We start from the raw sequence: 25,819 nt of genomic DNA on the forward strand, positions 1-25,819 counted from the left end.
ATATAATATCCCCATGACAAACACCATTCTCATCGGCGTGACCGGCGGTTCTGCTTCCGGGAAAACCAGCATCGCGCAAGCCATTTTCGACAGCTTCCCCAGCGAGAACATCGCCATGATTCAGCAGGACAACTACTACAAAGACCAGAGCGAGCTCAGCATGGACGAGCGTCTAGCGGTCAACTACGACCATCCGCTGGCCTTTGACACGGACCTCATGGTCGCACAGCTCCGGGAGCTGGTCAATGGTCGTCCCGTTCAGGTACCTATCTACGACTATGCTGCTTACACCCGCTCTGAGCGTACCTATCAGCAAAAGCCTACTCGCGTGATAATCGTCGAAGGTGTGCTGGTGCTGGAGGACGTGAATTTGCGCGACCTGATGGACATCAAGATTTACGTGGACACGGACGATGATGTCCGTCTGATTCGCCGGATTGAACGCGATATTGAAGAGCGCGGCCGCAGTCTTGACTCGGTCATCCAGCAATACCTGACAACTGTCAAGCCCATGCACCATCAGTTTGTCGAGCCGACCAAACGTTATGCCAATATCATCATTCCAAACGGCATTGAAAATGTCGTCGGTGTGGACATTCTGAAAGCGAAAATCGCAAATTTACTTGATGAAAGTAACAAAGAATAGGACGCTCCATATTCCTGGAAAGAGAATAAATGAAAGAAAAACGTTCAAAAACATATCAGATTGTTAATGAAGTTTTTAATGCTGTCACGCACGGAATCGCTGCTATTCTCTCTGTCATTGGGCTTGTGCTGCTGATTCTCAAAGGTGTGAACTCAGGCTCTGTGCTGCAGACCGTGAGTTTTACAGTTTACGGTGCGATGTTAGTCGCGCTTTTCCTGTTCTCGACTTTGGCGCACAGTCTTTATTTCACGCGTGCCCGCAAAGTTTTTCAGGTTTTTGACCATTCTGGGATTTTTCTTTTAATTGCAGGAACTTACACGCCTTATTGTCTAGTCACACTGGCTGACACGCTGGGCTGGACGATTCTGACGGTTATCTGGATTTGTGCAATTGTGGGAATTGTCACTTCGGCGATTTTCCTGCCGCGGGCGCAGTCTGTCTCACGCTTTTCTACGCTGCTGTATGTGGCGATGGGCTGGATGATTCTCTTTGCGATTTATCCGCTCTATCAGCAGCTGCCTCATATTGCCTTCTGGCTGCTGGTCGCGGGCGGCGTGACTTATACTGTCGGCGCCCTGATTTATCGTTTCAAATTTCCTTTTGCGCATGTCCTTTGGCATGTTTTTGTTTTCGTAGCTGCACTGCTGATGTGGCTGTCTATTTATGGCTATGTGCATTGACTTTTTCTATAAAGCTCCGAAATCCAGGTGTTTGAAGGCGTACATTCTTTGTATTTTCTAGACCTGGCCAATTTCCAGAAAAGTCATCTAAAAATTTTTCCATTTTGTCATAAAAAAGCTGCTCCTCTTTAGGCGTCAATGGCGGATAATCACGATAGTACTCGTAACAGTGCAGAATGCTGCCTTCAAGGCTGCTCGCCAGAAGCTCCGGCTTTTTTTCTTTAATTTTCTCAGCGGTAAAATAGCAATAATCTACGTAAAGATGGGTTTTGTGAATCAGTGCGTTATTATTTGAACGCCCCAGCGAGTCACCATTCCAAAGCCAGCTGTAAATCACGCTATCAAGCTGATAAATGTCAGTCGCCAGCATACAAGCCAGACCTACGAAATACAAATCCTCGTTTGCAGCACGCAAAGCCGGATGAAATCTTAAGTCCAGAGACTGCAAATAACTGCGATTAAAGAATTTTCCATGAAGCGCGCCCCAATTATAGACATTTGACGAAAAATAGCGGAAAACTCCATCTTCTCCCATTTTCTGCTCTAAAAAACGGCCAATGATGACCTGATGGTCGCCGCTTCCTTTAAGCACATTAAAGAAATCCAGCAAAGCACCGGCATAATGCAATTCATCATCGGAATCTATGAACATCAGGTATTCGCCCTCAGAATGGTCAATCCCATATTGACGCGCCAAACCAGGTCCGACATTTTCCGGCAGCTGATGGTAATACAGCGTTAAATTAGACAAAATCTTAAATTTTGAGTAATTAATTGCTGGTCCGCCATCATTTACCAGATGCACATCGAGCTGATTGAAATCAATGCCGATTTGCCCGTTGATAGAGCCCAGAACCCTTGCTAAGTCTGATTCTGTTTGTCCTTTAAAAGGAATAACAATGCTAAGTTTTTTCATAATTCTCCTCAAATAACATTTACACAACGCTCAACAACATTAACAAAATCTAAGTTCTTCAAGAACGCTCTTTAGTATCAGGATTTCTCCGGAGACTAAAATGGTCCGGCACGTAATCGATGCCTCCCTGTACAAAAGGATGACAGCGCAGAATTCTCGCCGTACCCATCAGAAAGCCCTTCGCCGCGCCGTGTTTTTGAATGGCCTTAATCATATAGTTCGAACAGGTCGGATAATAACGGCAGCTCGGCGGAAGAATCGGTGAGATAAAGCGCTGATAGACATGGACAAAGGCAATTAGAAACTTTTTCATGCTTCGAGCCTGAACCTAGGGTCTGACTAATGCTGAAATGATGTCGCCAGCCGCAGCTTCTGGCGTTAAGTGATAACGCTCATAAAGCTCTGTCAACGGCACTTCTTCTGTGAATTCTTTCCAGGCGCCGAAGTTGAGCACGTGCACATCTGAAGTGCCCAGGAAACTTGCTACTTTCTGGCCGAAACCTCCATCAACCACACCGTCTTCAAAGGTAGCGATGACTTTGTGGGTCTGCGCAAGCTGGCTCAGTGTCTGCTCGTCAAGCTGACCGATAAAGAGCGGATTGACCAATGTTGCATGAATCTTAGCTTTTTCCAGTACTTCAGCGATTTTCTCAGCGTGGCTGTAGAGACCGCCAAGTCCAAGCAGAGCCACGCGCTCACCTTTTCTCGTAATTTGATAATTCGACCGGCTGAAGTCTGTCAGCGTGGCGGGACGATGCTCAAGTCCGTGCTCAGGCAGCTGAATCACCACTGGATGCTCATGCTGTGCAAGTCCCCAGTTCATCATAGCAGTTAATTCTTCCTCACTGGTGGGTGCAAGATAAACCAGATTCGGAATATTCGAAATCCAGCCCATCGCCAGATTCCCCTGGTGGGTTGTGTCAGAACTTGTGATGACGGCACCGTGAATCACGACAATGGCAGGCTCATTATTGACTGCTAGGTCATGTACCATCTGGTCATATGCCCGCTGCAGAAAGGTCGAGTTATGGAAGATAATCGGACGCGCACCGCCTGCTGCCATGGCGCCGCCGAATGTAATTGTGAACTGCTCAGCAATCCCAGCATCATAATAACGCTCGGCATGCTCAGCGGCAAACTTTTTCAGATTAAATGCACCTGGAACCGCTGCGTTGATAGCAAAAATCGGAAGGCCTTCTTCAATTTTTTTATCCATGATTTCAAGCAGAACGTCGTTGTAGTTGCGTGTTCCGCTGCTTGCCAGCTTGACTTCACCTGTTGCCAGGTCGAATGGGCTGTGCCAGTGCCAGCCTTCTTTATTCTCAACAGCCGGTTCATAGCCGTGGCCTTTTTCAGTACTGATGTGCAGGACAATCGGGTGGTCAATGTCTTTAAATTTCTCGAAGACTTCTACGAGTTTGCTGACGTCATTTCCTTCGTCGAGATAGTAATAGTCAAGTCCGAAGGCTTTGAAAATATTGTCTGCCGCAAAGCCGTGACTCGTGCGTAACTCAGTCAAGTTTTTGTACATACCGCCATGATTTTCAGCAATTGACATCTGATTGTCATTCACAACAATAATCAGATTACCGCTGTAGGCACCGGCATTGTTCAGAGCCTCGTAAGCCAGTCCGCCTGATAGTGAGCCGTCGCCGATAATGGCGATGACATTGCCGCTGCCGCCGGTCAGGTCACGCGCTTCGGCCAAGCCTAACGCATTCGCAATAGAGGTCGAGGTGTGACCGACTTTGAAGAAGTCATGCTCGGACTCGTCCTGGTTGGTGTATGGTGTAATATCGTGGAAATGGCTGTCCGTGAAGCCATACTTGCGGCCGGTTAAGATTTTGTGCGGATAAGACTGGTGGCTGACATCCCAGATGAGCTTGTCATGCGGGCTGTCAAAGACCCGGTGCAGCGCCACTGTCATCTCAACGACGCCGAGATTCGGTCCGACATGTCCGCCGTAATTTGACACTTTGTGCAGGACAGCTGCACGCACGTCGGCCGCCAGCTCCGGCAGTTCTTCGAAGGGCAGAGCTTTAACGTCTGCGGGTGAGTTTACTTTGTCTAATATTGACATTATTTTGCCTTTCTTTTTAAATAGCATTTGCATAAGTGCTCGGCCATAAAACAATAAATTTCTACAATTTTATTTTATCACATTTATATCTTTAATTTAACGACAAATCTGGTGCCTTGCGGTTTGTTGTCTTCCACTGTTATCTTGCCTTTCATGGCACGCACAATTTCATTGGCGAGCGACAGGCCAAGGCCTAGACCGCCGTTGCCGCGTGTTCGTGCTTCATCCACACGATAGAAGCGGTCGAAGATTTTCTTTTTGTCAGTATTGGAAACTCCTGGACCGTCGTCTGCAACGATTAGCTGCAATTCGTTACGCTGTTTGAGCACTTCGGCGTAAATGTTTCCTTTTGTGCCGGTGTATTTGACGGCATTGTCAAAAAGAATCGTTAAGACTTGCTTGATTAGAGCCTGATCCATCTGAGCGATGCCTTCAAACTGGATGGAACTGCTGAAAATCTTTCCGCGTTCTTCGGCTAAGATTTCGAAATTCTCAAAAATTTCCTGGAAAAATTTGTCATCTGTCTCGCAGGGCTGTATGTCAACAGAGCCGTCTGATTTGGCCATGTTAAGAAGTGTGCCTGTCAAAACGCGCATATTACGAACTTCATTCAGACTGGCAGAGATATTCTCCGACTCGTCAATGATGGTGGCGTTAGGATGCTGAAAGAGCAGCTGCAGGCGGTTCTGCATGATGGCTAAGGGCGTACGCAGCTCGTGACTGGCATTTGAAACGAAGGCTTTCTGACGCTCGAGTGCTATTTCCAGCGGACGCTGTGAAACGCGGGATAAATAAATGCTGACAAAGAGTGACAGGAGCCAGAAAGCAAACATGGTGATTTTGATTGTTCTGGAAGTTGAATCAATAATTCCCTGGATTTGTCCGACACTTTGAAAGAACTGGATATAGGCAGGCTCTGCGCCATTTTGACCCAGCTTTGCCGAAACAGCTGCAATGGTTGTCCGATAAGGCTCTGAGGCAACCTCAACGGTACCTATTTCGCCTACTAAATCATGGTCCATCTTTATACCTGCTGCCGCAATGACCGTCGCCATTTGGTCAAGACCGCTGTTAGTCACATTTCCATCCGCATCGTATAAAACGAAAAATGAGCCGAATTGCGGTCGGCTTAAGCCCGGGCTCGGGTCCGAATTTGAGCCGCCCGCACGTGTCACCAGCATATCAGCATTACGTGTCAGAGCTTCCAGGTCGCGGTCAGTTGATGTGTACATTCCTGCACGGGAAACTTGCAGGATGATGGCGGTCAAAATCAGAAAGAGTCCTGTGAATGCTAAAAAGAAGTGCAGAATACTTCTTCTGCCTCCTTTAAAGGTCTTTTTCAGCGAGGTTTTTATTTCCCTTATTTTAAGAAAAAGCTTTTCTGTCATTTAAGAATGTACCCTACGTTTCTCAGTGTCAGCAGTTTTTCTGTAAATTCTGTGTCTTTCAGCTTCTTGCGGATTTTTGACATGTAGACTTCGACGACTGTCACGGTTGTGTCGCTGTCAAAGCCCCAGATGCGGTCAAAAATCTGCTCTTTGGGTAAAATCACGTTCTGATTCTGCAGCAGATAAACCACTAGGTCAAATTCTTTGCCCAGCAGCTCGACAGGATTTCCGTCTACAGTGACTTCCTGGTTTGACAGGTTGACTTTTAGATTGCCGTAGGTCAAAAGGTTACCGGTATCAAGTTTTCCGGCACGCTTGAGCTGAGCCAGGATGCGGGCTTTCAGCTCATCTAGATAGAAAGGCTTTGTCAGATAATCATCCGCTCCGATTTCAAAGCCGCGCATTTTATCATCCAGTCCTTCTTTGGCAGTCATGATAAGAACGGGCGTCGACACGCCTTTTTCGCGCAGCTGCTTGAGCAGGTCAAAGCCGTTCAGCTCCGGCAGCATGAGGTCAAGGAGAATCATGTCATAGACACCTTGTTCAGCCTCATAAAGGCCGTCTTCTCCATCAAAGGTTTGTGTCACTTCGGCAAATGACTCTAAAAAGTCTGTGACGGAGTTTGACAATTCAACATCGTCTTCAACAAGCAGTAATTTTATCATCGTTATTCTCTTTTCTCACTTTTTCACAATTTTATTATATCTTAATGTTTTCTGCTTTCGTGAAGCTTAAAAAGCGAACATTTCTGTTGACTGCATCCGGCTATTAATTGATGCTTCGCACCGAATCACGTTCAACCAAATGAAAGGGCACAATCACCCGCTCAATTTTTTCTCTTTCGATATTTTCCCGCAGCACGCGAACTGCCTCTTCGCCCAGCTGCTCAATATTAATCGAATAGGTTGTCAGCTTAGGCTCAATCAGTTGTGACAGATAGGAATTGTTGAAAGACAGAACCGAAATATCTTCCGGTACCCTAATATTCTGCGTACGCAGACGTTCAATAACGCTCACGGCAATCCAGTCATCCAGCACGGCAATAGCGGTTTCATCACATTTGACATAATTATTGTCAAAAACATTAATCACCGGGCAGTTGTCTTCTCCAACAACATCTAGAAATCCGCGCAGACGTGCACGAGAGAACTCGCCGCGAATTTCATCTATCAGAAAAGCCATTTTTTTGTGACCGTTCTTTATCAGATAATTGGCCGCATCCACTCCCATCTGGTAATTGTCATTGTCCACTGAATTGAGCTGCTTAACTTGTTTTTCTGGTGTCCCAAGTACTACAAAAGGTACTTTTTCGTCTTCTAGATAATCACACACTGTGTCCATTTCACCGGCCGAAAGCAGGATAAAACCGTCGACACGGCGTTCCAGATGCATGAGACGCACCTGGGACTTGAGTTCTTTCGTTGAATGTCCTGTCGCAATCGCAACTGTAACGTTTCTTTCTCTGGCCTTGGCATTGATGACGGTCAAAATTTTCATGAAGAAGGGCTGATTGGCCTGGTCCGCAATGGGCGGAAAGACGACTCCGATGGAGTTGACACGATGGGAGGCCAGCATTTTAGCGGCTAGATTACCCACATAGCCTAATTCTTCAACCGCCTGCTCGACTTTTTTTCTGGTACTTTCTGAAATTGAATATGAGCCATGCAGGGCACGGCTAACCGTGGATTTATTTACACCGGCATGACGCGCAACATCTTCAATTGTAACGGGCATAAAACCTCCTTTTGTAATAGAATTTACACAAATACCCATTTTCTGTTTGAATGGTAATTGTACAAATACTCAAATAAAATCTAAATTCTTATTTCCAGACGGAAACGAGATAATCGTAAGTCAAATAGCTGGTATTTGGGACCAGCGCGATGTCTGTCCCCAAGTCCGCTGCTTTTCCTACTCCGACCGGCAGTGCGCCTGAAGCCTTGATGGCTGCGATGCCTGCCTGGGCGTCTTCTATGCCGATGGACTCTTTTGGCGGTACATTCACGCCAGCCGCGGCCGCAATAAAAATGTCCGGCGCAGGTTTTGAATGCGCAACTTCGGCTGGGTCTGCAACGGCATCAAACTGATTGCTCAATCCGAGTCTGTCAAGCAGAAATGGACCGTTTTTTGAGGCTGAGGCTAGTGCCACCTTGATGTCATGGGCATGCAGCTCGTTCAGTAATTGCTGAATGCCTGGGTAGACATCGGCAGGTGTGACTTCTTCGATGGACTTGACGTAATTGTCATTTTTCTGTTTTGCGAGGGCGGCGAATTCTTCGGCTGAGACTTTGAGATGGCCTAGGTCCAGAATTTTCTGGAGTGAATCTTCACGCGACACGCCTTTGAGCTGCTCGTTGAATTTGCGGTCAACGCCGTCAATTCCCAATTCCTCGGCCAATTGTTTCCAGGCGCGAAAATGGTATTCGGCTGTGTCTGTGATGACGCCGTCCAGGTCAAATAATACTGCTTTGAACACAGCGTTCTCCTTTGAGATTTGAGAAATTTTTATTCTCTGATTTTAGCACGTTTTGTCAGTTCATGTCTAAAAAATTAATTATGCCAATTTTGCATAAGTGAGACAGTAATTGGAGAATATTGACTCAACGGCAATTTCTGTCCATAAACTTCAATCTGAATTTCTTTGCCGGTGAGTAATTTTAACGCAACTTTCCTGGAAACGTTCACTTCGATTAGGCGGCCGCGGTAATTGATTCTGAAATCGTAGGACTGCCATTTGTCCGGCAGCATGGGCGCAAAGCTGAGCTGGCCGTTCCAGGTTTTCATCTGAGCAAAGCCGTGGACTATTGCGAGCCAGGAGCCAGTCATCGAGGTGATGTGCAGGCCGTCGTCTGTGTCATTGTTGTAATTGTCAAGGTCCAGGCGGGCGGTGCGCTCATACATTTCAACGGCTTTTTGCCGAAGACCGAGTTCGGCAGCTAGAATCGCGTGAATAGACGGAGAGAGTGAGCTCTCGTGCACGGTCAGCGGCTCGTAGAAATTAAAATTGCGGGCTTTTTCTTCCAGACTGAATTTGTTTCCGAAGAAATAGAGACCCTGCAGGACGTCTGCCTGCTTGATATAAGGCGAGCGCAGGATTTTATCCCAGGACCAGTGCTGATTCAGCGGCAGCTCGTTCGGGTCAAGTTCTGAGACAGGTTTCAAGTCTTTGTCTAAGAATCCGTCCTGCTGGACAAAGATTCCCAGTGATTCGTCTACCGGGTAATACATCCGGTCAATGATGTCGCGCCATTGTGCGAGTTCCAGCGCACTGACTTTCAGGTCAGGTCTTGGGTAGCGAACCAGCGACTCTGTCGTATATTCCAGCACCCAGGCGGCCAGCGTGTTGGTATACCAGTTGTTGTTGACATTGTTCTCGTATTCATTCGGGCCGGTAACGCCGTGAATCATGTATTTGCCGTCGCGCGACAGATGTACGCGGTCTGCCCAGAAACGGGCAATTTCAACCAGAACTTCGAGTCCTTCATGGGCCAGATAAGTTTCATCGCCTGTGTAATTCGTATAATTATAAATGGCGTAGGCAATGGCGCCGTTGCGGTGAATTTCTTCAAAGGTGATTTCCCATTCGTTGTGGCACTCGATGCCGTTGAAGGTGACCATGGGATAGAGGGCGCCCTTCAGGCCCTGCTGGTGCGCATTGTGCCTGGCGCCGTTGAGCTGGCTGCGGCGGTATTTTAAGAGATTTTTTGTGACATTCGGGCTTGCCAGTGACAGGTAGAGCGGCACGGCATAGGCTTCTGTGTCCCAGTAGGTGGCGCCGCCGTATTTCTCGCCGGTAAAGCCTTTGGGGCCGATGTTGAGGCGCTGGTCTTCGCCGTAATAGGTTGAAAAGAGCTGGAAAAGGTTGAAGCGGATGCCTTGCTGAGCCTCATCTGAGCCGTCAATCGTGATATCGGCCAGTTCCCAGCGGTCTGCCCAGAGAGCAGCGTGTTCAGCATAGAGTGAAATATAGGGTTTCTTCTGATTTTTTGTTAAAATCAGCTTGCTTTGTCCGATTAAATCTTCGTAGTCTTTGTAGTCACGCGAGGTCAGGACAAAGACACGGCGCTCAAAGGTTCTGGTCTCGCCAGCCGATAGGCTTTCTTCAAAGACATCGGCGACTTCTTTGTCTGTGCGCTGCTGACCTTGGATGGAAAAGTCGCCGCTGTAGGCTTGACGGGCTAGGACCGTGAATTGCTCGATGCCGTAATCATTAGGGATGGTCTCTACAATCATCAGAGAGCCGTCAGGCTCATTTTCCGCCGCTAGAACATTCCAGAAAGACTGCTGGTAATTTGAGTCTTCGTTATGCACATCTGCGTCGATGCAGGACTCAATATGGACATGATGCTCTGCTCCGTCCAGATTTTCAAACATGAAAGCAAAAACTGCCATTTCTTTTTGTGCCAGTGAGAAAAAGCGCTCTGCCGAGACGCCAACGCCCTGGTACTTGTAGCTGTAAGACAAGGTGCCTTTTTTCATGTCTAGTGAAATTTGAAAATCTTTGATTTCGTCTGTATAAAGATTAATTTCATGATTATCTATAAATAGACGGATTTTGGCGAAGTTAATGGCGTTGATGACCTTGCCGAAATAGGCCGGGTAGCCGTTTTTCCACCAGCCGACGCGGGTTTTGTCAGGGTACCAGATGCCGGCGAGGTAGATGCCCTGCAGACTGTCACCGCTGTAGGTCTCGGCGAAGTTGCCGCGCATGCCCATGTAGCCGTTGCCGAGTGAGGTGAGCGACTCCTGCAGGCGACGATCGTCTTTTTCTAAATGATTTGATTTGACCAGCCATGGGTCAATTGACATAATTCTTTTCATTTTGTTTGACTCATTTCTATTTCAGGAAAGTTTCCGGAAACTTGTTTCCTTAATTTTATACTTATTTTCAGAAATTTTCAATTCATTTCTTTATTTTTTCGTCTTAAAGACTTGATATTCCCAGGGGGTGAGTGTCATATGATGTACAAGTTTTCTTGAGCGGCTTCCTAAAATCTGCACGTATTTTTCAACGGGTAGACTCTCAAATCTTGCCTGGGCTTTTTCTGCGGAAAGATTAACCAGAATCAGGAATTCTTCGCGCTCGTAGCAGAAAACTTTCCTGGAGCGCTCAAAATAAAATTTGATTGAGCCGTCTTGAATGGATTTTTCTTTGTGCTTCAGGGCAATCAGGTCTTTGTAGAGCTTCTGCAGCTCACTGGATATCTCGACATTGACTGTCTTGTATTCCGGGTTGACCGGCATCCAGGGCCTGCCTGTGCTGAAACCTGCATTCTCACTGGCGTCCCACTGCATGGGCGTGCGGCCAGTGTCACGGGAATTCAGAACTTCTTTGAAGAAGGCTTCTTTCTCCGGCACGCCTGCTTTGAGTGCGTTGAAATAGTGCGTCCGTGTGTCTTCGGAGACTATTTCGGAAATGTCTCTGAAAGGATAACTGGACATGCCGATTTCCTGTCCGTAGTAAATGAAAGGTGTTCCGCGAAGGAGCATGTACTGCACGGCTAATGCTTTGGCAGAGGCTGCTGAGCCGTCTCCATATACGGAGATAGCGCGCGGCATGTCGTGATTCTCAATGTAGAGCGCATTCCATCCGCGTTCGAGTAGGTCTTTCTGCCAGCGCGTAATGACTTTCTTGTAGGCAAATAAGTCGCCTGTGCCATCAGCATGATGGCGATTGTGCTCGAGCTCGAAAATGGCGTCAAGAAAGCCCGTCTTCGGGTCTGTCCAGTCGGCCGCGCCTTTGTTTGAGCGCACGCCTGAGGCTTCGCCGACTGTGAAGGCGTCGTAGGCGTCAAAGATTTCTTTGAGTGCACGCATGTAGTTTTCGATGCCGGCCACGTTCATGAAGGGCTCCCAGGCGTTATCGCCGTCGAAATTGCGGATTTTGAAGCTCCAGTCCATTTTCTGGATATGGGAAATCGCATCCAGGCGGAAGCCGTCAATGCCTATGTCTTCGAGCCACCAGCGCACCATTTTGTAAATCTCTTCACGTAGTTTAGGATTTTTCCAGTTCAAATCGGGCTGCGCTGCGGAAAAAATGTGGAAATAGGCTTGTTTTGTCTTCGCCTGATAGGTCCAGGCTGGTATGCCGAAGAAGCTGCGCCAGTTGTTGGGCATTTGATTTGGCGTCGCGTCTGCCCAGAGATAGTAGTCGCGGTAGGGATTGTCTTTTGCTTTCTGTGATTCGATGAACCACTTGTGCTGGTCTGAGGTGTGATTGACGACCAGGTCCATGATGAGCCGCATGCCGAGTCTGTGGCACTCTGCGAGGAGTTCTTTGAAATCGGCCATCGTGCCGAACATCGGGTCAACGTCGTAGAAGTCACTGATGTCGTAGCCGCCGTCTATTTGCGGGCTGGCATAAATCGGGTTGAGCCAGATAAAGTCGATGCCCAGCGATTTCAGGTAGGGGAGTTTTTCGATAATGCCTTGCAGGTCTCCGATGCCGTCGCCGTTTGTGTCTTTGAAGGACTTTGGGTATACTTGGTAGCCGACGGCTTGTTTGTGCCAGTTTTTGTCAATTTTGTTTACGTTTTTTGTCATATTCTTTTAAGTGCTGTTCCTGCAAATATTTGATTAAGTTTTGATTTCAGTTTTACTTCAAAATAACTGTGCTATATGGCGGTAAGGTTAAAATCTTTCCGGTGAGCTTTATTTCAGCTCCAGTTGCGGATAAAGTTTCTGCCAGATTTTGTTTCATTTTACTGGTCAATTTCAAATCAGCGCTTTCTCTGCTGTCAAAATTTGAAATGATGGTATATTTATCTGCGTAATTAAGCACAGATAGGCTGCTATTGTCCACATTTACTTCTGAAATACGGCTTTGAGCCAAGGCCGGGTATTTCAGTTTGATGCGAAGCACTTTTTTATACCAGTTCAGGAGCGAATTGGGGTCTGCTTCTTGTTCTTCGACAGAACCGCCGAGTGTTGCGGCAGTTTCCGTCGCACCTGGTACAGATACAGAAGCTTGGGCTGAGCCTGTATTGTCCTTGCTCCAAGGCATCGGCAAACGCTTATTCTGATCCGGACCCGAACCAGACAGGCCAATCTCTTCACCATAGTAGATAAACGGATTGCCCGGCAGCAGGAGATAGGTCTGCGCAGCCATCTTCGATTTTTCAAGATTATAGGTGAGGTTGACGGCACGGTCCATGTCGTGATTGGTCAGAAACGGTGCGTCAATGGCGGCTGAATTTGCTTTATGCAGGCTTTTATCCCACTCTGAGGTCATTCTGGCAAAGCTTGAGCCATCCTGCAAGACAAAAGCAGATTGCAGCGCACCTGCATTATTTGTAAATGACATCGGAAAATTGAACAAACTGTCTATTTTTGAAACTTTTGACATTTCACTGATTGAATCGCTGCTTGACCAGTCTTCACCAACTACGTAGGCATTCGATTTTTGCGAATGAACGGTTGATACCAGCCATTTAGTAAAATTCTCAGTTTTTGTGCTGCTGTCGCTGAAATAATAAGCGACGGCATCCAGACGAAAGCCTGATACTCCTTTGTCTAACCAGAATTTAGTAATCTTTTTAATCTCAGACTTGACCTCAGGATTTGACAGGTTCAGATCCGGCATGCCTTTATCAAACTGAGATTCATAATATTTCCCGTTAGAAGCCAGATTATAGCCCTGTTTCTCAGTATCTGACCAATTGTAGTAAGCTAAATACTTCTTATTGCCGGCCAAAGCTTTCTGGAACCATGGATGCTCGGTTGATGTGTGGTTGAGCACTAGGTCAAGAATGACAGCAATATTGCGTTTCTTGGCTTCAGCAATCATTTTTTCAAAATCAGACATCGTGCCCAGTTTCGGATTGATTTTTTCATAATTCGACACATCGTAGCCATGATAACTTGGACTGTCGAAAATGGGCGTGAGCCAGAGTCCTTGTACTTTCAAATCCGTCGTCGACGCGGCGTTTCCAGTGTTGAGATAATCAAGATGATCTGTCACTCCATTCAAATCTCCCTGACCGTCGCCATCACTATCTGCAAAGCTGCCGGTAAAAATTTCATAGAAATTGCGGTAAAGTACCGGCTTCGCCGTAATCTGGGAGTTTGCCTCAGTAGACCTTGAACCACCACCGCTGGAGTCATTGCTGCAGGCAGTCAAAGGTAAAAATGCAGCTGCAAGAATTACGCCATAAATAATCTTTTTCAATTTCATTTTAATCCCTTTATTAACAAATAAATCACACCAAAATCGACAAGCAGTCCAAAAATCCAAATTAGACAGAAATACCATTTTCGTGTCTTATGATGGACAAGTTTCCCGGCAAGCAGGGCGCCAAGTCCGCCGCCGAGCAGTGCTTCCAGCAGCAGAACTTTTTCAGGAATACGCCAGCGATGATGAACAGCTTTCCACTTGTCAGCTGCGTAAAAGCCGAAAACAATGAGATTCCATATCAGCAGCGCGGCCAGCAAATACCATTTCAAATTAGGCCAGCTCAACGGCGAAGGCCTCCCATGGCTTCATGTTCATCTGAGAAATTATTACTTCACCTGGATAATTATGTATCAGAAGTTCTCTCACTTTCTGTTCAGAGCTGAAGGTGTTTGACTGGTTGGACAGATTTGCTGCAATCAGGTAATTCTTCCCGCTGAACTTCCGCAGATAGGCAAAGACGTCTGGGGCCGTGTCCTGCAGCTCAAAGCCGCCCCGAATGACCCAGTCATTTTCCTTGCGCAAGCGAATCAGGGCTTGGTAGGTATGGAAAATGGAGTCAGGGTCTGCTAGATTTGCGTCCGCATTGATTTCCCGGTAATTCGGATTGACGGCCAGCCAGGGGCGTCCAGTGCTGAAACCGGCGTTTTCTGAGCTGTTCCACTGCATGGGTGTGCGTGCGTTATCACGACTTACTGAAGCAATCAGCGACACAATTTCCCCCTCGGGAACACCAGCTTGACGCAGATCCTCAGCGGCTGTGTGCGCCTCAATGTCGTTGAACTGAGACATGTCCGTGAATGGGAAATTCGTCATGCCCAGCTCTTCACCCTCGTAAATGTACGGCGTCCCTTTCATCAAGTGGAGTAGGATGGCCAGCGCCTTTGCGGACTGCACGCGGTATTTTCCGTCATCGCCGTAGCTGCTAACGACGCGCGGCAGGTCGTGATTATCCCAGAAGAGCGAATTCCAGCCTTTCTCCAGCTTCTGCCATTTGCTGAAAATTTCTTTGAGCTTGGGCACGCTGAAATGGTTGCCCTGGTACTTCTGCCCATTTTTCCACATGGCCGTGATGTGCTCAAACTGGAAAACCATTGACAGTTCTTCGCGCTCAGGCGCACTGTATAATTCGGCAATTTCCGGTGTGGCCGACCAGGTTTCGCCGACTGTCAGCGCCTCATCCCCGAGTTTTTCCCCGTATGTGGCACGATTCATAGCGTGTAGATATTCATGCAGTTTGGGACCATTTGTGACCAATTCCTCATCAACGACCTTGCCGATCATGTCAATCACATCCATGCGAAAGCCGCCGACGCCTCTGTCCAGCCAGAAATTCATCAAGTCATGGACTTCGCCGCGGACTTTAGGATTTTCCCAGTTCAAGTCTGGCTGTTTTTTTGAAAATAAATGCAGATAGTACTGACCTGTCGCATCATCTTTTGTCCAAGCAGAACCCGGCCAGTCTCCCGTAAAGCCGGAAACCAGCCCATTCGGCTCATCCCGCCAGATATAATAGTCACGGTAAGAATTATCTTTTGACTTGCGCGCTTCAAGGAACCAGGCATGCTCGTCCGAGCTGTGATTGACCACCAGGTCCATGATAATGCGGATATTCCGCTTTTTCGCCTCGGCAATGAGTGCGTCCATGTCCGCCAATGTGCCGAATTCCGGCGCAATATCACGGTAATCGCTGATATCATAGCCGTTATCGTCCATCGGCGACTTGTAGACGGGACTGAGCCAGATGGCTCCGATTCCCAGCTCCTGCAGGTAATCTAGGCGAGAGATGATGCCTTGCAGGTCTCCGATTCCGTCGCCGTTGCTGTCCTGGAAACTGCGCGGGTAGATTTGATAGATTACGGCTTTCTGCCACCATTTTGTTTTTGTCAATGTGCCCTCCTATTTGACTAGCGTTCACTTAGTACTCGTTTTTTTCTCAATATCATTCATTTTTAAATATAACAAATCCTTTGGGTAGAATCCCTGAATCTGATGCTAAATTAGACAATAAAACATTTTCTGTCGTAATGTCTAATTTTGTATTCGCGACATTAAAAATACCTGTGATATTTCCCCGGCTCAGCTTAATAAAATTATCGTCAAGCTCCCAGACCAAATTTGATGTCGCGATGACATCAGAATTTTCTAAGCGTAAATGAATCAGCGCCTGAAAGAATTGAAATAAATTCTGGTCTTGATCTTTTTTAGCCCAAGCCATCGGGCGCCGACAGTCCGGCTCCTCCCCGCCAGTCATCCCGTATTCGTCACCATAGAAAATGCAGGGTGCACCGGGTTGAAGAAAATTCAGTGCCTCAACCTGTTTCAGTAAATCTTTATCTTCAGCGCATTCATACAATGTGCGCGGTGTATCATGACTGTCCAGAGTATTAAACATGGCCGGCCAAGTCGGGCGCCGGTAAAGCATAAGCTGACTGTTGATTTCAGAAATCATCTTTGTCGGACTTATTTCTTTTCTGGCTAAACTTTCAAGAATGGCCAAAGTCGTTGAATAATTCATCACACCAGAAAACTCATCGCCGTTCAGCCATGACTGAGCGGATTGCCAGACTTCACCGATAATATAAAAGTCTTTTTTGGCAGCATCACAGCGTTTACGAAACAACTTCCAGAACTGATGATCAATTTCATCCGCCACATCCAGCCGCCAGGCGTCAATGTCAAATTCGCGAATCCAATACTTGGCAATCGAAAGCAAATACTCCTGAACCTCCGGATTGGCCGTATTTAACTTGGGCATATACGGTACAAAGGCGAAAGTCGCATAATTAATAAATGACTGCGAATACTGTTCAGCCTCGACAAATCGAACCGGCCATTCATTGACATGAAACCAGTCCGCATATTTCGAATTCTGCTGGTATTTCAGCACATCCTGCCATTGCGGACTGTTGACGCCGATATGATTAAAAACAGCATCTAACATAATCTTAATTCCGCGCTTGTGAGCCTCTGTTACCAAGTTTTTGAAGGTCGCTTTATCGCCGAAATCCGGATCAATCTCGAAATAATCTTCGGTGTCATATTTATGATTGGACGAAGCCATGAAAATCGGAGTAAAGTAAATGCCGTTCACACCCAACTTTGTCAAATAATCAAGATGATCAATCACACCTTGTAAATCCCCGCCAAACCGGTCATTGGGCTGCGGTCCTTCCGTAGAATCCCAAGCCTTAATTTCCTCCGGGTCGTTTGACTGATCTCCATTGGCAAAACGCTCGGGGAATATCTGATACCAAACCGTTTCAGCCGCCCAAGCCGGTGCTTGATAGCGGTCAACTTCGTGGAAAAACGGCAGGCGAAAAGCAAAATGAGTCTTTGACAGCAACTTCTGATCAAACTCAAAAATCCCTCTGTCAGAAACAATCAGCCTCCCGCCTATCCAGTCTGTCAAGACAAAAAGATAATCCAGCCGCTTGGTCGGGACAGAAACCTCAGTTTCAAAGTAATCAAAGTCCTCTGTGGAGAGCAATTTGGACATCTCTTTAAAATCTGCATGCCACAGCCACTTCTCAGAATCCGGCTTTTTTTCATAGTAATAAGGATCGCCGAAATAGACCTCTACGCGGGCCGCCTCATCCTTTCCAGCCCGAAGCCGTAGCGTCACTGTCCCCTGGTCATTGACATAAGCGTATTCAGACTCAGGGCGATGGTAAATCGCAGCTCTTTTCATCATAAAATTCTCCAGTAAATACATTCATTTTAATTTAAGCAAACGCTTGCGTAACCATTTTAATAAAAAGGGCAAAAGCCCTTTCTAGAACCATTCAAAGAGATTATTCAGTAATACGCGCCTCAGTTTCAAGATCAAAGAAATGTGCCTTATTCAAATTAAAGGTCAGATTAATCTTCTCACCCGGCTGGCGGAAATCACGCGCCTCCACACGGCAGATAAATTCAGTGTCGTCGATTTTGCAGTAAAGATTTGTATCCGATCCCAGCAGCTCAGACACTACAACCTCTGCATGTACCACTGAGTTCGGGAAAGTCTCCTGCAGAATCACATCACTGGAAATATCCTCCGGGCGAATTCCCATCGTCATCTCCTTGCCCTCATAGCCTTTGTCTTTGAGCACTTTACCCTGCCCTTCAGGCAGCTGCAAATCAAGTCCCTGGCCATTCGTCAGCTTACCGCCAGCAAATTTCACCTGGAAGAAATTCATCGCAGGACTCCCGATGAAGCCGGCCACGAATTTATTTACCGGTTCCATATAAAGCTCGCTCGGAGAACCAATTTGCTCAATGCGTCCGACTGTTCCGGAATTATCCGCATTTGGACTCGAAGACATAATAACAATACGATCCGCCAGCGTCATCGCTTCCGTCTGATCGTGCGTGACATAAATCGTCGTAGCACCGATACGGCGGTGAAGTTTGGCAATCTCGGCACGCATTGACACACGGAGCTTCGCATCCAAGTTAGACAAAGGCTCATCCATCAGGAAGACCTTGGCGTCACGGACAATTGCACGCCCCATGGCCACACGCTGACGCTGCCCGCCTGAAAGGTCAGCCGGCTTACGGTCGAGCAGATTCGTCAGGCCTAGAATCTCAGCCGCCTCATCCACCCGCGTCTTAATTTCATCTTTTTTGAACTTACGCAGCTTCAGTCCGAAAGCCATATTATCAAACACCGTCATATGCGGATAGAGCGCGTAGTTCTGGAAAACCATAGCAATGTCGCGGTCCTTTGGAGCCACATCATTCATGACCTTATCGTCAATCTTGAGCGTTCCCTCAGTGATATCCTCAAGCCCTGCAATCATACGAAGCGTCGTAGATTTACCACAGCCGGAGGGGCCGACAAAGACAATAAATTCCTTGTCCATGATGTCAATTGTGAAGTCCTCAACGGCATATTGCGTTGCGTTAGGGTACTTCTTGTAAATGTGTTCCAAATTAAGCGTAGTCATACTATAATTTTCCTTTCTTTGCCCGCATCCCGAGCAGTTTATTTATGTGTTTTAGCAATTGAGTTCATCTACGCCTGAAGCTAGTAAGCAGATTCTTAGCGCTTAGAAGTCGCTTTCACCTTTAGAGGGGGAATTTTCTACGCTTCATAACGGGCGTGTTTCACTTCTTGCTTTTGCCGTGAATTCTTGACTACCACGACTATTTCATTATACTGAAAACGATTACCAAAAGCAAATATTTAGCAATTTTTGTATTAACGCGGCACGACAACATCGAATTGTATGTACTTATTCCGTAATATGAATTTGTTTTAGAGGAACTGGAGAAACTTCCCCTCGTCAACTAATATTGTGCAATTTCTTTCTTAGAAATCAATTTGCGGAAAAAATGAGTTATTTCTCATGATTTTCCATTGACAAACGCAAGATAAAGGACTAAAATTATCAATGAAGAAAACGTTTTCACATCTTCTATTTCAATTATAAAGGAGGGGTCAATATGACTCGAGATGACAAGTATGTGCTTTGGTTTGACGAGCTGAAGCGCGAAGATGTAGCATTAGTAGGCGGCAAATCGTCCTCGCTTGGAGAGATGACTTCAATTGAGGGCATTCCGGTTCCTTATGGTTTTGCAACCACGGCTTTCGGCTACCAGCACTTCATGGAAGCAACGGGTCTGGTTGACAGAATTGCCCGGGAATTGGAAGGTTTGACTGATGTTGAAAATTCGCAGCAGCTGCACACGGTGGCCGGCAATATTCGTGAAATGATTCAGTCCGTTGATATGCCTGAGGATTTGGCTAAGGACATTCGTGAGTCTTATGAAGAATTGGCACGGCGCGCTGGAGACAGTGAGCCTTTCGTGGCTGTGCGCTCTTCTGCTACGGCTGAGGATTTGCCCGACGCAAGCTTTGCCGGCCAGCAGGATACTTATCTGAATGTCCGCGGCGCGGATAATGTGGCACAGCGTGTGAAAGACTGCTATGCCTCACTGTTCACCGACCGCGCAACCTACTATCGTACGAAGCAGGGCTTTGACCACATGAAAGTGGCGCTGTCTGCGGCTGTGCAGATGATGGTCTTCTCCAAGGCTTCCGGCGTTATGTTCTCTATCAACGTTTCCACCGGTAACGATAAAATCATCGACATTGAAGCAGCCTGGGGACTCGGCGAGTACGTGGTACAAGGCACCGTCACCCCTGATAATTACTTAGTCAATAAAGATACTTTAACAATTGCCGACATCACAGTCAACAACAAGAAAGTGCGTCTCGTGCGCAAGCCTGACGGCGACTGTATCGAAGAGAAAGTTCCAGAGGACGAAGCCAAAGCGCAAGTCCTGACTGATGACCAGATTATCGAGCTGGCAGGCTATGTCAAGAAGCTCGAGCAGCACTACGGCGTCTACATGGACACGGAATTCGCCCTTGACGAGCGGACAAACAAGCTTTGGATGCTGCAGGCACGTCCTGAAACCGTTTGGGCCCGTAAGGCAAAAGCGCAGCCGAAACCCGGCAGCGAAGAGCGGGAGAAAAACGCTGCGGCAGTTACTATTACCAGAGATGTCGTTGTCAGAGGCCTGCCTGCAAGTCCAGGCCGTGCAGCCGGTAAAGCCCACATCATCTTTGACCCGAAAGACATTGACCAGTTCAATGAAGGAGAAATCCTCGTCACGACCATGACAACCCCTGACTGGGTACCTGCCATGAAAAAGGCGCGCGCCATCGTCACCAACGCAGGCGGTATGACCTGTCATGCAGCCATCGTCAGCCGTGAATTGGGCATTCCGTGTATTGTCGGTACTGAAGCCCGCTCAGAGATTGAGGCAACCAGAGCTATTGAAAACGACCAGATTATCACCGTAGATGCAACGAACGGCATCGTTTATGACGGCATTATCGCAGACTTGGTCAAAGAAAAGAACGAGAGCACCACTGCAGTTGCTGGTGTAGCTGAAGTCTTCCCAACCACTGCGACTAAGATTTACATGAACCTCGGTGACCCGGATTTGGCCGATAAATACAGCTCACTGCCTGCTGACGGCATTGGTCTGATGCGTGAGGAGTTCATCTGGACGACTTTCATTCATGAGCATCCGCTCTATCTGATTGAGACCGGGCGCTCCGATGTGGTCGTTGACCAGCTGGCTGAAGGCATCCGTAAGGTTTGTCAGGCACTGGCGCCTCGTCAGGTTGTCCTGCGTTTGTCTGACTTCAAGTCCAGCGAGTACCGCGACCTTAAAGGCGGCGATAAATACGAGCCGGAAGAGCCGTCTGCTTTGCTCGGCTGGCGTGGTGCTTCGCGTTACTATGATCCGAAATATCTGCCGGCCTTCAAACTTGAGCTTGAGGCGGTCAAGAAAGTCCGCGACGGATTCGGCTTCAAGAATCTGCAGATTATGATTCCATTCTGCCGCACAGTCGAAGAGGCTAAGAAAGTCACCAAAATTATGGAAGCACAGGGTCTAGAGCGCGGGAATGACTTCAAAATCTGGCTGATGGCTGAGATTCCGTCTAATATTATACTGGCTGACCAGTTCAACCAGTTCATTGACGGCTATTCTATCGGCTCAAATGACCTGACTATGCTGATTCTGGGCTGTGACCGCGACAATGATACGGTTCAAAGTATTTATGATGAGCGTAATCTGGCTGTGCGCCGTGCGGTGCGCCACTTGATTGAAGTCGCGCATAAAGACGGCAAGACGGTGTCTATTTGCGGACAGGCACCTAGTGTTTATCCTGATTTCTGTGAATTTCTCGTTCGCAGTGGTGTAGACAGCATTTCTGTCAATCCTGATGCGGTTAAGAATACAAAGAGAATGGTTGCGCAGCTCGAACAGCGCATTATGCTTGATTCGCTGACTGGCCGCGGGAAAGTCGAATCTACCGAGCTTGACTGGTGAAGTGGTAAATATCATCTTCTGAGTCCGAAGCTTTGAGCTTCGGACTTTTTTCAACCTCTCTATCAAGAGAATCGTGATATAATTTGTCTATGAAATACACATTTATCTCTTGGAACATTGATTCTTTGAACGCTGCGCTGACGGGCACTTCCGAGCGCTCCGCCATGTCGCTGGAGGTGTTCAGAAAGCTCAGCGCGCTGCAGCCGGATGTTCTGGCCATTCAGGAAACTAAGCTGAACGATGACGCGAAGAAAGTCGGCAAGGTTTTAGGCATTGTTGCTGAAAATTTCCCCGGATACAAAGTCGTTCACCGCATTTCGACGCCGCCTGCCCGCAAAGGCTACGCCGGCACGATGTTTCTCTATAAGGAGACGCTGCCCGAGCCGGTGGTCACTTTCCCTGAAATTGACGCACCTGACACTATGGACGCTGAGGGACGTATTATTACGCTGGAGTTCCCGGATTTCTTCGTGACTCAAGTCTATACGCCGAATTCCGGTGACGGGCTGAAACGTCTGGCGCTTCGTCAGGATTGGGACGACAAGTACCGCGACTATTTGTCAACACTGGATAAGCAGAAACCTGTCTTTTCTTCCGGCGATTTCAACGCGGCTTTCCAGGAAATTGATTTGGCCAATCCTGCTTCGAACCACATGAATCCCGGATTTACTGATGAAGAGCGCGAGAAATTCGGACGGCTGCTGGACGCTGGTTTTACTGACAGTTTCCGTTATATACACGGTGATGTAGCCGGCCGATACAGCTGGTACTCTCAGCGCAGCCGCACGGCTAAGGTTAATAATACCGGCTGGCGCATTGATTACTGGCTGGTCAGCAATCGCATGGCAGATAAGATTGTCAGCTCGGACATGATTGATACTGGGGCGCGGCAAGACCATGTGCCGATTATTTTGGAGATGGAAATTTAGAAAATTTTATCACAGTACAGAAAAATGGACCCTCTTGAGTCCATTTTCTTATTAACTATTTAATTATTTACCTTCAATCAAACCGACATTACCGTCTGTACGCTTGTAGATAACTGCAGGCTGATTCGTGTCGCCGTCTACAAAGAAGAAGAAATCATGCTCCAGCATTTCCATCTGCAGCGTTGCCTCGTCAATTGTCATCGGTTTCAGGTCCACGTTCTTTGTGCGGACAAGTTGTGCTGGTGCTTCTACAACTTCCTCGTCATCTAGAGGCAGATTCGCGAAGTCTTCGGCAAGGCCGATATGTTCAGATTTGTTGTTCATGCGGGTTTTGTATTTGCGAATCTGGCGCGCCAGTTTCTCCTGCACTTTGTCAATCGAGTTGTAAAGGTCACGGTCGCGGTCTTCGGCACGGAAAGTAATCTGTTTTGCAGGAATGGTCACTTCTACCTTGCCTGTCTTGTCTTTGTATACTTTCAGATTCACATGGGCAATCATTTCGTGATTATCATCGAAATATTTGCTGAGATTTGAGATTCTTTCCTCGACATAAGAACGGAGAGCGTCTGTGACTTCGATGTTTTCGCCACGGATATTGAATTTAATCATAAGAAACCTCTTTCTAATTTTTGGCTTACCTTAATTATAACAAATTTTGGCCTTTTGCACAAAACAAAATTATACAAAATTGTGAAAAATCGCAATTTATGAGAGCACAAATTTGAGTTTGTCCTTCTCAACTCCAACGACGGCGCTGCTGCCAATTGTGAGCTGTCCTTGCAGAATGAGTTGAGCCAGTTCATCCTCAACTTCTCGCTCAATGGCTTTGCGCAGGGGTCTAGCGCCGTATTCTGGGTCAAAGCCTTTTTGGCAAATCAGCTTGACTGCGGTCGAGCGGAATTTCAGGGTGATGCCTTGAGCGGCCAGGCGCTCAGTCAATGGCTTGAGCAGCAAACGAACAATCTGCTGCATTTCGTCTTGAGTGAGGTTTTTGAAAACAATCATTTCATCAATGCGGTTAAGGAACTCTGGACGATACTGCTGTTTAAGCTCTTCCAGAATGCGTTTCTTCATCGCCTCATAGTCCTGCGACCAGTCTTTTGCGCCGAAACCGACTGTTTTATCATCCCGCAAGGCAGTTGCGCCCAAATTGCTCGTCATGATGATAATCGTGTTACGGAAATCTACCTTGCGGCCTTTTGTATCCGTCACAAAACCGTCATCTAGAATCTGCAGGAGAATGTTGAAAACGTCAGGATGCGCTTTCTCGACCTCGTCCAGCAGCACGACGCTGTAGGGCTTGTTGCGCACGCGCTCTGTCAGCTGTCCGCCCTCCTCGTAGCCGACGTAGCCTGGTGGCGCGCCAATCAGGCGGCTGGTCGAGAATTTTTCCATGTACTCGCTCATGTCGACGCGAATCAGGGCGTCTTCTGAGCCGAAGACTGAATCTGCCAGCGCTTTGGCCAGCTCTGTCTTTCCTACGCCTGTCGGACCTAAGAACATGAAGCTGCCCGTCGGCCGCTTGCCGTCAGAGATACCCGAGCGGCTCCGCCGAATGGCCCGCGAAACCGCCGAAATTGCTTCTTCCTGGCCTATCACGCGCTTGTGCAGCTCACGCTCCAGATGCAGCAGCCTGTCTGTTTCCGACTTGGTCATTTGCTGAACCGGCACGCCTGTCAATTTTGACAGAACTGAATAAAGGTCGTTCAATGTCACTTCTTGTGCAGATGAAGATGCAGCTGCTGTTTCACTGCGATTCAGCTTCTGATTCAGCTGGTCCATTTCTTTGTTAATCGCCTTGGCTTTCTTGAAGTCCATTGCCTCGACTGCTGTCGGGAGCTTCTCCTGCAGGTCAAACAACTGTTTTTCAAGTTCAAGGCTCTTGCTGACGGTCGTTTTTTCCTGAACTTTGACACGGGCGCAGGCCTCGTCCAGTAAGTCAATTGCCTTGTCAGGCAGCTTGCGGTTCGTCATGTAGCGGATGCTCAGCTCAACTGTCTTCTCCAGCACTTCATCGGGAATCTTGACATTGTGGAAGTCTTCAAATTTCCAGCGCAGGCCTTTGAGAATCTCTACAGATGCTTCAGGCGTCGGCTCTTCTACTACTATCCGCGCCAGACGGCGTTCCAGCGCCTCGTCTTTTTCAATGTATTTCTGGTATTCTTTGAAAGTGGTGGCGCCAATCAGCTGAAAATCACCGCGCGCCAGTGCCGGCTTCAAGATATTGGACGCGTCGCTGACGGAGTCATTGCCGCCTCCAGCGCCGATAATCGTATGCAGCTCATCAATGAACAAAATCGTGTTCGGGTCTTTTGAAACTTCATCAACAATTGCCACCATACGGTCTTCAAATTCTCCGCGAAGGGAAGTCCCAGCGACGACATTTGCCATGGACAAGGCCACCAGGCGCACATCCTGCAGATTTTTCGGAACCTGACCAGCAGCAATGCGGCTCGCAAGTCCCTCAACAATGGCTGTCTTTCCGACACCCGGCTCACCGACCAGAACAGGATTATTCTTGCTGCGGCGGCTCAAAACATGGATTAGACGCTCGATTTCAGCATCACGTCCGATTGTCGGGTCGAATTTTCCTGCTGCCGCGTCCGCTGTCATGTTTGTCGAAACACTGTCAAGCGTCGGCGTCTTCGAGTTTTTATCCACCGTATTGATGCGGCGGCGCTGAGACATCGGCACGACCATCTTGCTCTGCTGCTGGTTCGCTTTGGGCAGATGAAGATTATTATCTTTAGTCACGGCCTTAAAAAGCTCACGCATGTCCACATCCAGCTCATCTAGAATTGTCAGTGCAAAGGAATTATCCTCGCCCAAAATCGAAAGCAGGATAAACTCAGTTCCCACCTTATCCATCTGGTTTTCTTCAGCCAGAATCTTTGCGGTTGTCAGCATATGCTTCACCCGCGGGCTAAATTCCATATCGCTTTTATTAAAAACATTTTTACTTGATAAAGCCGAAATCTCGTCTACCACCAAATCGTAAGTCACGCCGCGGTCCAGCAGATAGCCGTCAACCAGCGTATCTGAAACTTCACAAAGTGCCGCCAGAATATGTTCAGAGCCTACAAACTGATAAGCATACTGATAAGCAATATCAATTGCCCGCCGCAGCACTTTTTGCGCCGCCGGCGTATAATCATTTTTGTCAAATAACATTAA

20 protein-coding genes are annotated in these 25,819 nt (G+C 47.6%); 4 read left to right on the plus strand and 16 right to left on the minus strand.

The genetic code is table 11. From position 1 onward, the window contains the following. Positions 1-13: 13 nt before the first annotated feature. Together udk and trhA are read left to right on the plus strand one after the other, a co-directional pair. Positions 14-646 carry a uridine kinase gene (gene udk, locus ACYQ2E_RS01575; protein ID WP_460016301.1) on the plus strand — a complete coding sequence of 211 codons (633 nt, stop codon included), beginning with the start codon at positions 14-16 and terminating at the stop codon, positions 644-646. A gap of 29 nt (positions 647-675) precedes the next feature. Then, positions 676-1,326: a PAQR family membrane homeostasis protein TrhA gene (gene trhA, locus ACYQ2E_RS01580; protein WP_460016302.1), complete on the plus strand. Its 651-nt coding sequence runs from the start codon at positions 676-678 to the stop codon at positions 1,324-1,326. On the opposite strand, the gene ACYQ2E_RS01585 is transcribed toward trhA, so the two are convergent. The 14 genes from ACYQ2E_RS01585 to ACYQ2E_RS01650 form a co-directional block, all read right to left on the minus strand. Then, positions 1,304-2,242, minus strand: a complete 939-nt coding sequence (locus ACYQ2E_RS01585) for a glycosyltransferase family 2 protein (RefSeq protein ID WP_460016303.1) — start codon at positions 2,240-2,242, stop codon at positions 1,304-1,306. The two genes, trhA and ACYQ2E_RS01585, sit on opposite strands and share 23 nt — an antisense overlap. Before the next feature lie 58 nt (positions 2,243-2,300). Next, positions 2,301-2,555 carry a membrane protein insertion efficiency factor YidD gene (gene yidD / locus ACYQ2E_RS01590; protein ID WP_460016304.1) on the minus strand — a complete coding sequence of 85 codons (255 nt, stop codon included), beginning with the start codon at positions 2,553-2,555 and terminating at the stop codon, positions 2,301-2,303. Between the two features lie 15 nt (positions 2,556-2,570). Continuing rightward, positions 2,571-4,322 carry a 1-deoxy-D-xylulose-5-phosphate synthase gene (locus ACYQ2E_RS01595; protein WP_460016305.1) on the minus strand — a complete coding sequence of 584 codons (1,752 nt, stop codon included), beginning with the start codon at positions 4,320-4,322 and terminating at the stop codon, positions 2,571-2,573. Positions 4,323-4,405: 83 nt separating this feature from the next. Continuing rightward, positions 4,406-5,710, minus strand: coding sequence for a sensor histidine kinase (locus ACYQ2E_RS01600; protein ID WP_460016306.1), 1,305 nt, complete (start codon positions 5,708-5,710; stop codon positions 4,406-4,408). Further along, on the minus strand, positions 5,707-6,375 hold the full coding sequence (locus tag ACYQ2E_RS01605) for a response regulator transcription factor (protein ID WP_460016307.1): 669 nt from the start codon (positions 6,373-6,375) through the stop codon (positions 5,707-5,709). Before ACYQ2E_RS01605 ends, ACYQ2E_RS01600 begins: the two co-directional genes overlap by 4 nt. Before the next feature lie 103 nt (positions 6,376-6,478). Then, positions 6,479-7,444, minus strand: a complete 966-nt coding sequence (locus tag ACYQ2E_RS01610; RefSeq protein ID WP_460016308.1) for a LacI family DNA-binding transcriptional regulator — start codon at positions 7,442-7,444, stop codon at positions 6,479-6,481. A gap of 88 nt (positions 7,445-7,532) precedes the next feature. Continuing rightward, positions 7,533-8,186, minus strand: coding sequence for a beta-phosphoglucomutase (gene pgmB / locus ACYQ2E_RS01615; RefSeq protein ID WP_460016309.1), 654 nt, complete (start codon positions 8,184-8,186; stop codon positions 7,533-7,535). 74 nt (positions 8,187-8,260) lie between these two features. After that, positions 8,261-10,531, minus strand: a complete 2,271-nt coding sequence (locus ACYQ2E_RS01620) for a glycoside hydrolase family 65 protein (RefSeq protein ID WP_460016310.1) — start codon at positions 10,529-10,531, stop codon at positions 8,261-8,263. 90 nt (positions 10,532-10,621) lie between these two features. Further along, positions 10,622-12,253: an alpha-glucosidase gene (locus ACYQ2E_RS01625; protein ID WP_460016311.1), complete on the minus strand. Its 1,632-nt coding sequence runs from the start codon at positions 12,251-12,253 to the stop codon at positions 10,622-10,624. A 52-nt stretch (positions 12,254-12,305) separates the two neighbouring features. After that, on the minus strand, positions 12,306-13,883 hold the full coding sequence (locus tag ACYQ2E_RS01630; protein WP_460016312.1) for an alpha-amylase family glycosyl hydrolase: 1,578 nt from the start codon (positions 13,881-13,883) through the stop codon (positions 12,306-12,308). Beyond that, positions 13,880-14,152, minus strand: coding sequence for a DUF1294 domain-containing protein (locus ACYQ2E_RS01635; RefSeq protein WP_460016461.1), 273 nt, complete (start codon positions 14,150-14,152; stop codon positions 13,880-13,882). Before ACYQ2E_RS01635 ends, ACYQ2E_RS01630 begins: the two co-directional genes overlap by 4 nt. A gap of 1 nt (position 14,153) precedes the next feature. Beyond that, positions 14,154-15,770, minus strand: a complete 1,617-nt coding sequence (locus tag ACYQ2E_RS01640) for an alpha-glucosidase (protein ID WP_460016313.1) — start codon at positions 15,768-15,770, stop codon at positions 14,154-14,156. Positions 15,771-15,822: 52 nt separating this feature from the next. After that, positions 15,823-17,571, minus strand: coding sequence for a glycoside hydrolase family 13 protein (locus tag ACYQ2E_RS01645; protein WP_460016462.1), 1,749 nt, complete (start codon positions 17,569-17,571; stop codon positions 15,823-15,825). A gap of 103 nt (positions 17,572-17,674) precedes the next feature. After that, positions 17,675-18,811: an ABC transporter ATP-binding protein gene (locus ACYQ2E_RS01650; protein ID WP_460016314.1), complete on the minus strand. Its 1,137-nt coding sequence runs from the start codon at positions 18,809-18,811 to the stop codon at positions 17,675-17,677. Positions 18,812-19,310: 499 nt separating this feature from the next. Between ACYQ2E_RS01650 and ppsA the strand changes: the two genes are divergently transcribed. Continuing rightward, complete coding sequence (gene ppsA / locus ACYQ2E_RS01655) at positions 19,311-21,716, plus strand: phosphoenolpyruvate synthase (protein ID WP_460016315.1); 2,406 nt, start codon at positions 19,311-19,313, stop codon at positions 21,714-21,716. A gap of 89 nt (positions 21,717-21,805) precedes the next feature. Next, positions 21,806-22,645 carry an exodeoxyribonuclease III gene (locus ACYQ2E_RS01660; protein WP_460016316.1) on the plus strand — a complete coding sequence of 280 codons (840 nt, stop codon included), beginning with the start codon at positions 21,806-21,808 and terminating at the stop codon, positions 22,643-22,645. A 63-nt stretch (positions 22,646-22,708) separates the two neighbouring features. On the opposite strand, the gene hpf is transcribed toward ACYQ2E_RS01660, so the two are convergent. Together hpf and ACYQ2E_RS01670 are read right to left on the minus strand one after the other, a co-directional pair. After that, the gene (gene hpf / locus ACYQ2E_RS01665; protein WP_460016317.1) at positions 22,709-23,254 is read right to left on the minus strand and encodes a ribosome hibernation-promoting factor, HPF/YfiA family; all 546 of its coding nucleotides are present in this window, start codon (positions 23,252-23,254) and stop codon (positions 22,709-22,711) included. Positions 23,255-23,350: 96 nt separating this feature from the next. After that, positions 23,351-25,816, minus strand: coding sequence for an ATP-dependent Clp protease ATP-binding subunit (locus ACYQ2E_RS01670; protein ID WP_460016318.1), 2,466 nt, complete (start codon positions 25,814-25,816; stop codon positions 23,351-23,353). Positions 25,817-25,819 lie beyond the last annotated feature (3 nt).

The sequence above is a fragment of the Lactovum odontotermitis genome (assembly GCF_054658595.1).

Bases quoted from the DNA above. Each gene is read 5' to 3' on its own strand.
- udk (WP_460016301.1), top strand. From the start codon at position 14: ATGACAAACACCATTCTCATCGGCGTGACCGGCGGTTCTGCTTCCGGG.
- trhA (WP_460016302.1), top strand. From the start codon at position 676: ATGAAAGAAAAACGTTCAAAAACATATCAGATTGTTAATGAAGTTTTT.
- ACYQ2E_RS01585 (WP_460016303.1), bottom strand. From the start codon at position 2,242: ATGAAAAAACTTAGCATTGTTATTCCTTTTAAAGGACAAACAGAATCA.
- yidD (WP_460016304.1), bottom strand. From the start codon at position 2,555: ATGAAAAAGTTTCTAATTGCCTTTGTCCATGTCTATCAGCGCTTTATC.
- ACYQ2E_RS01595 (WP_460016305.1), bottom strand. From the start codon at position 4,322: ATGTCAATATTAGACAAAGTAAACTCACCCGCAGACGTTAAAGCTCTG.
- ACYQ2E_RS01600 (WP_460016306.1), bottom strand. From the start codon at position 5,710: ATGACAGAAAAGCTTTTTCTTAAAATAAGGGAAATAAAAACCTCGCTG.
- ACYQ2E_RS01605 (WP_460016307.1), bottom strand. From the start codon at position 6,375: ATGATAAAATTACTGCTTGTTGAAGACGATGTTGAATTGTCAAACTCC.
- ACYQ2E_RS01610 (WP_460016308.1), bottom strand. From the start codon at position 7,444: ATGCCCGTTACAATTGAAGATGTTGCGCGTCATGCCGGTGTAAATAAA.
- ACYQ2E_RS01620 (WP_460016310.1), bottom strand. From the start codon at position 10,531: ATGAAAAGAATTATGTCAATTGACCCATGGCTGGTCAAATCAAATCAT.
- ACYQ2E_RS01625 (WP_460016311.1), bottom strand. From the start codon at position 12,253: ATGACAAAAAACGTAAACAAAATTGACAAAAACTGGCACAAACAAGCC.
- ACYQ2E_RS01630 (WP_460016312.1), bottom strand. From the start codon at position 13,883: ATGAAATTGAAAAAGATTATTTATGGCGTAATTCTTGCAGCTGCATTT.
- ACYQ2E_RS01645 (WP_460016462.1), bottom strand. From the start codon at position 17,571: ATGAAAAGAGCTGCGATTTACCATCGCCCTGAGTCTGAATACGCTTAT.
- ACYQ2E_RS01650 (WP_460016314.1), bottom strand. From the start codon at position 18,811: ATGACTACGCTTAATTTGGAACACATTTACAAGAAGTACCCTAACGCA.
- ppsA (WP_460016315.1), top strand. From the start codon at position 19,311: ATGACTCGAGATGACAAGTATGTGCTTTGGTTTGACGAGCTGAAGCGC.
- ACYQ2E_RS01660 (WP_460016316.1), top strand. From the start codon at position 21,806: ATGAAATACACATTTATCTCTTGGAACATTGATTCTTTGAACGCTGCG.
- hpf (WP_460016317.1), bottom strand. From the start codon at position 23,254: ATGATTAAATTCAATATCCGTGGCGAAAACATCGAAGTCACAGACGCT.
- ACYQ2E_RS01670 (WP_460016318.1), bottom strand. From the start codon at position 25,816: ATGTTATTTGACAAAAATGATTATACGCCGGCGGCGCAAAAAGTGCTG.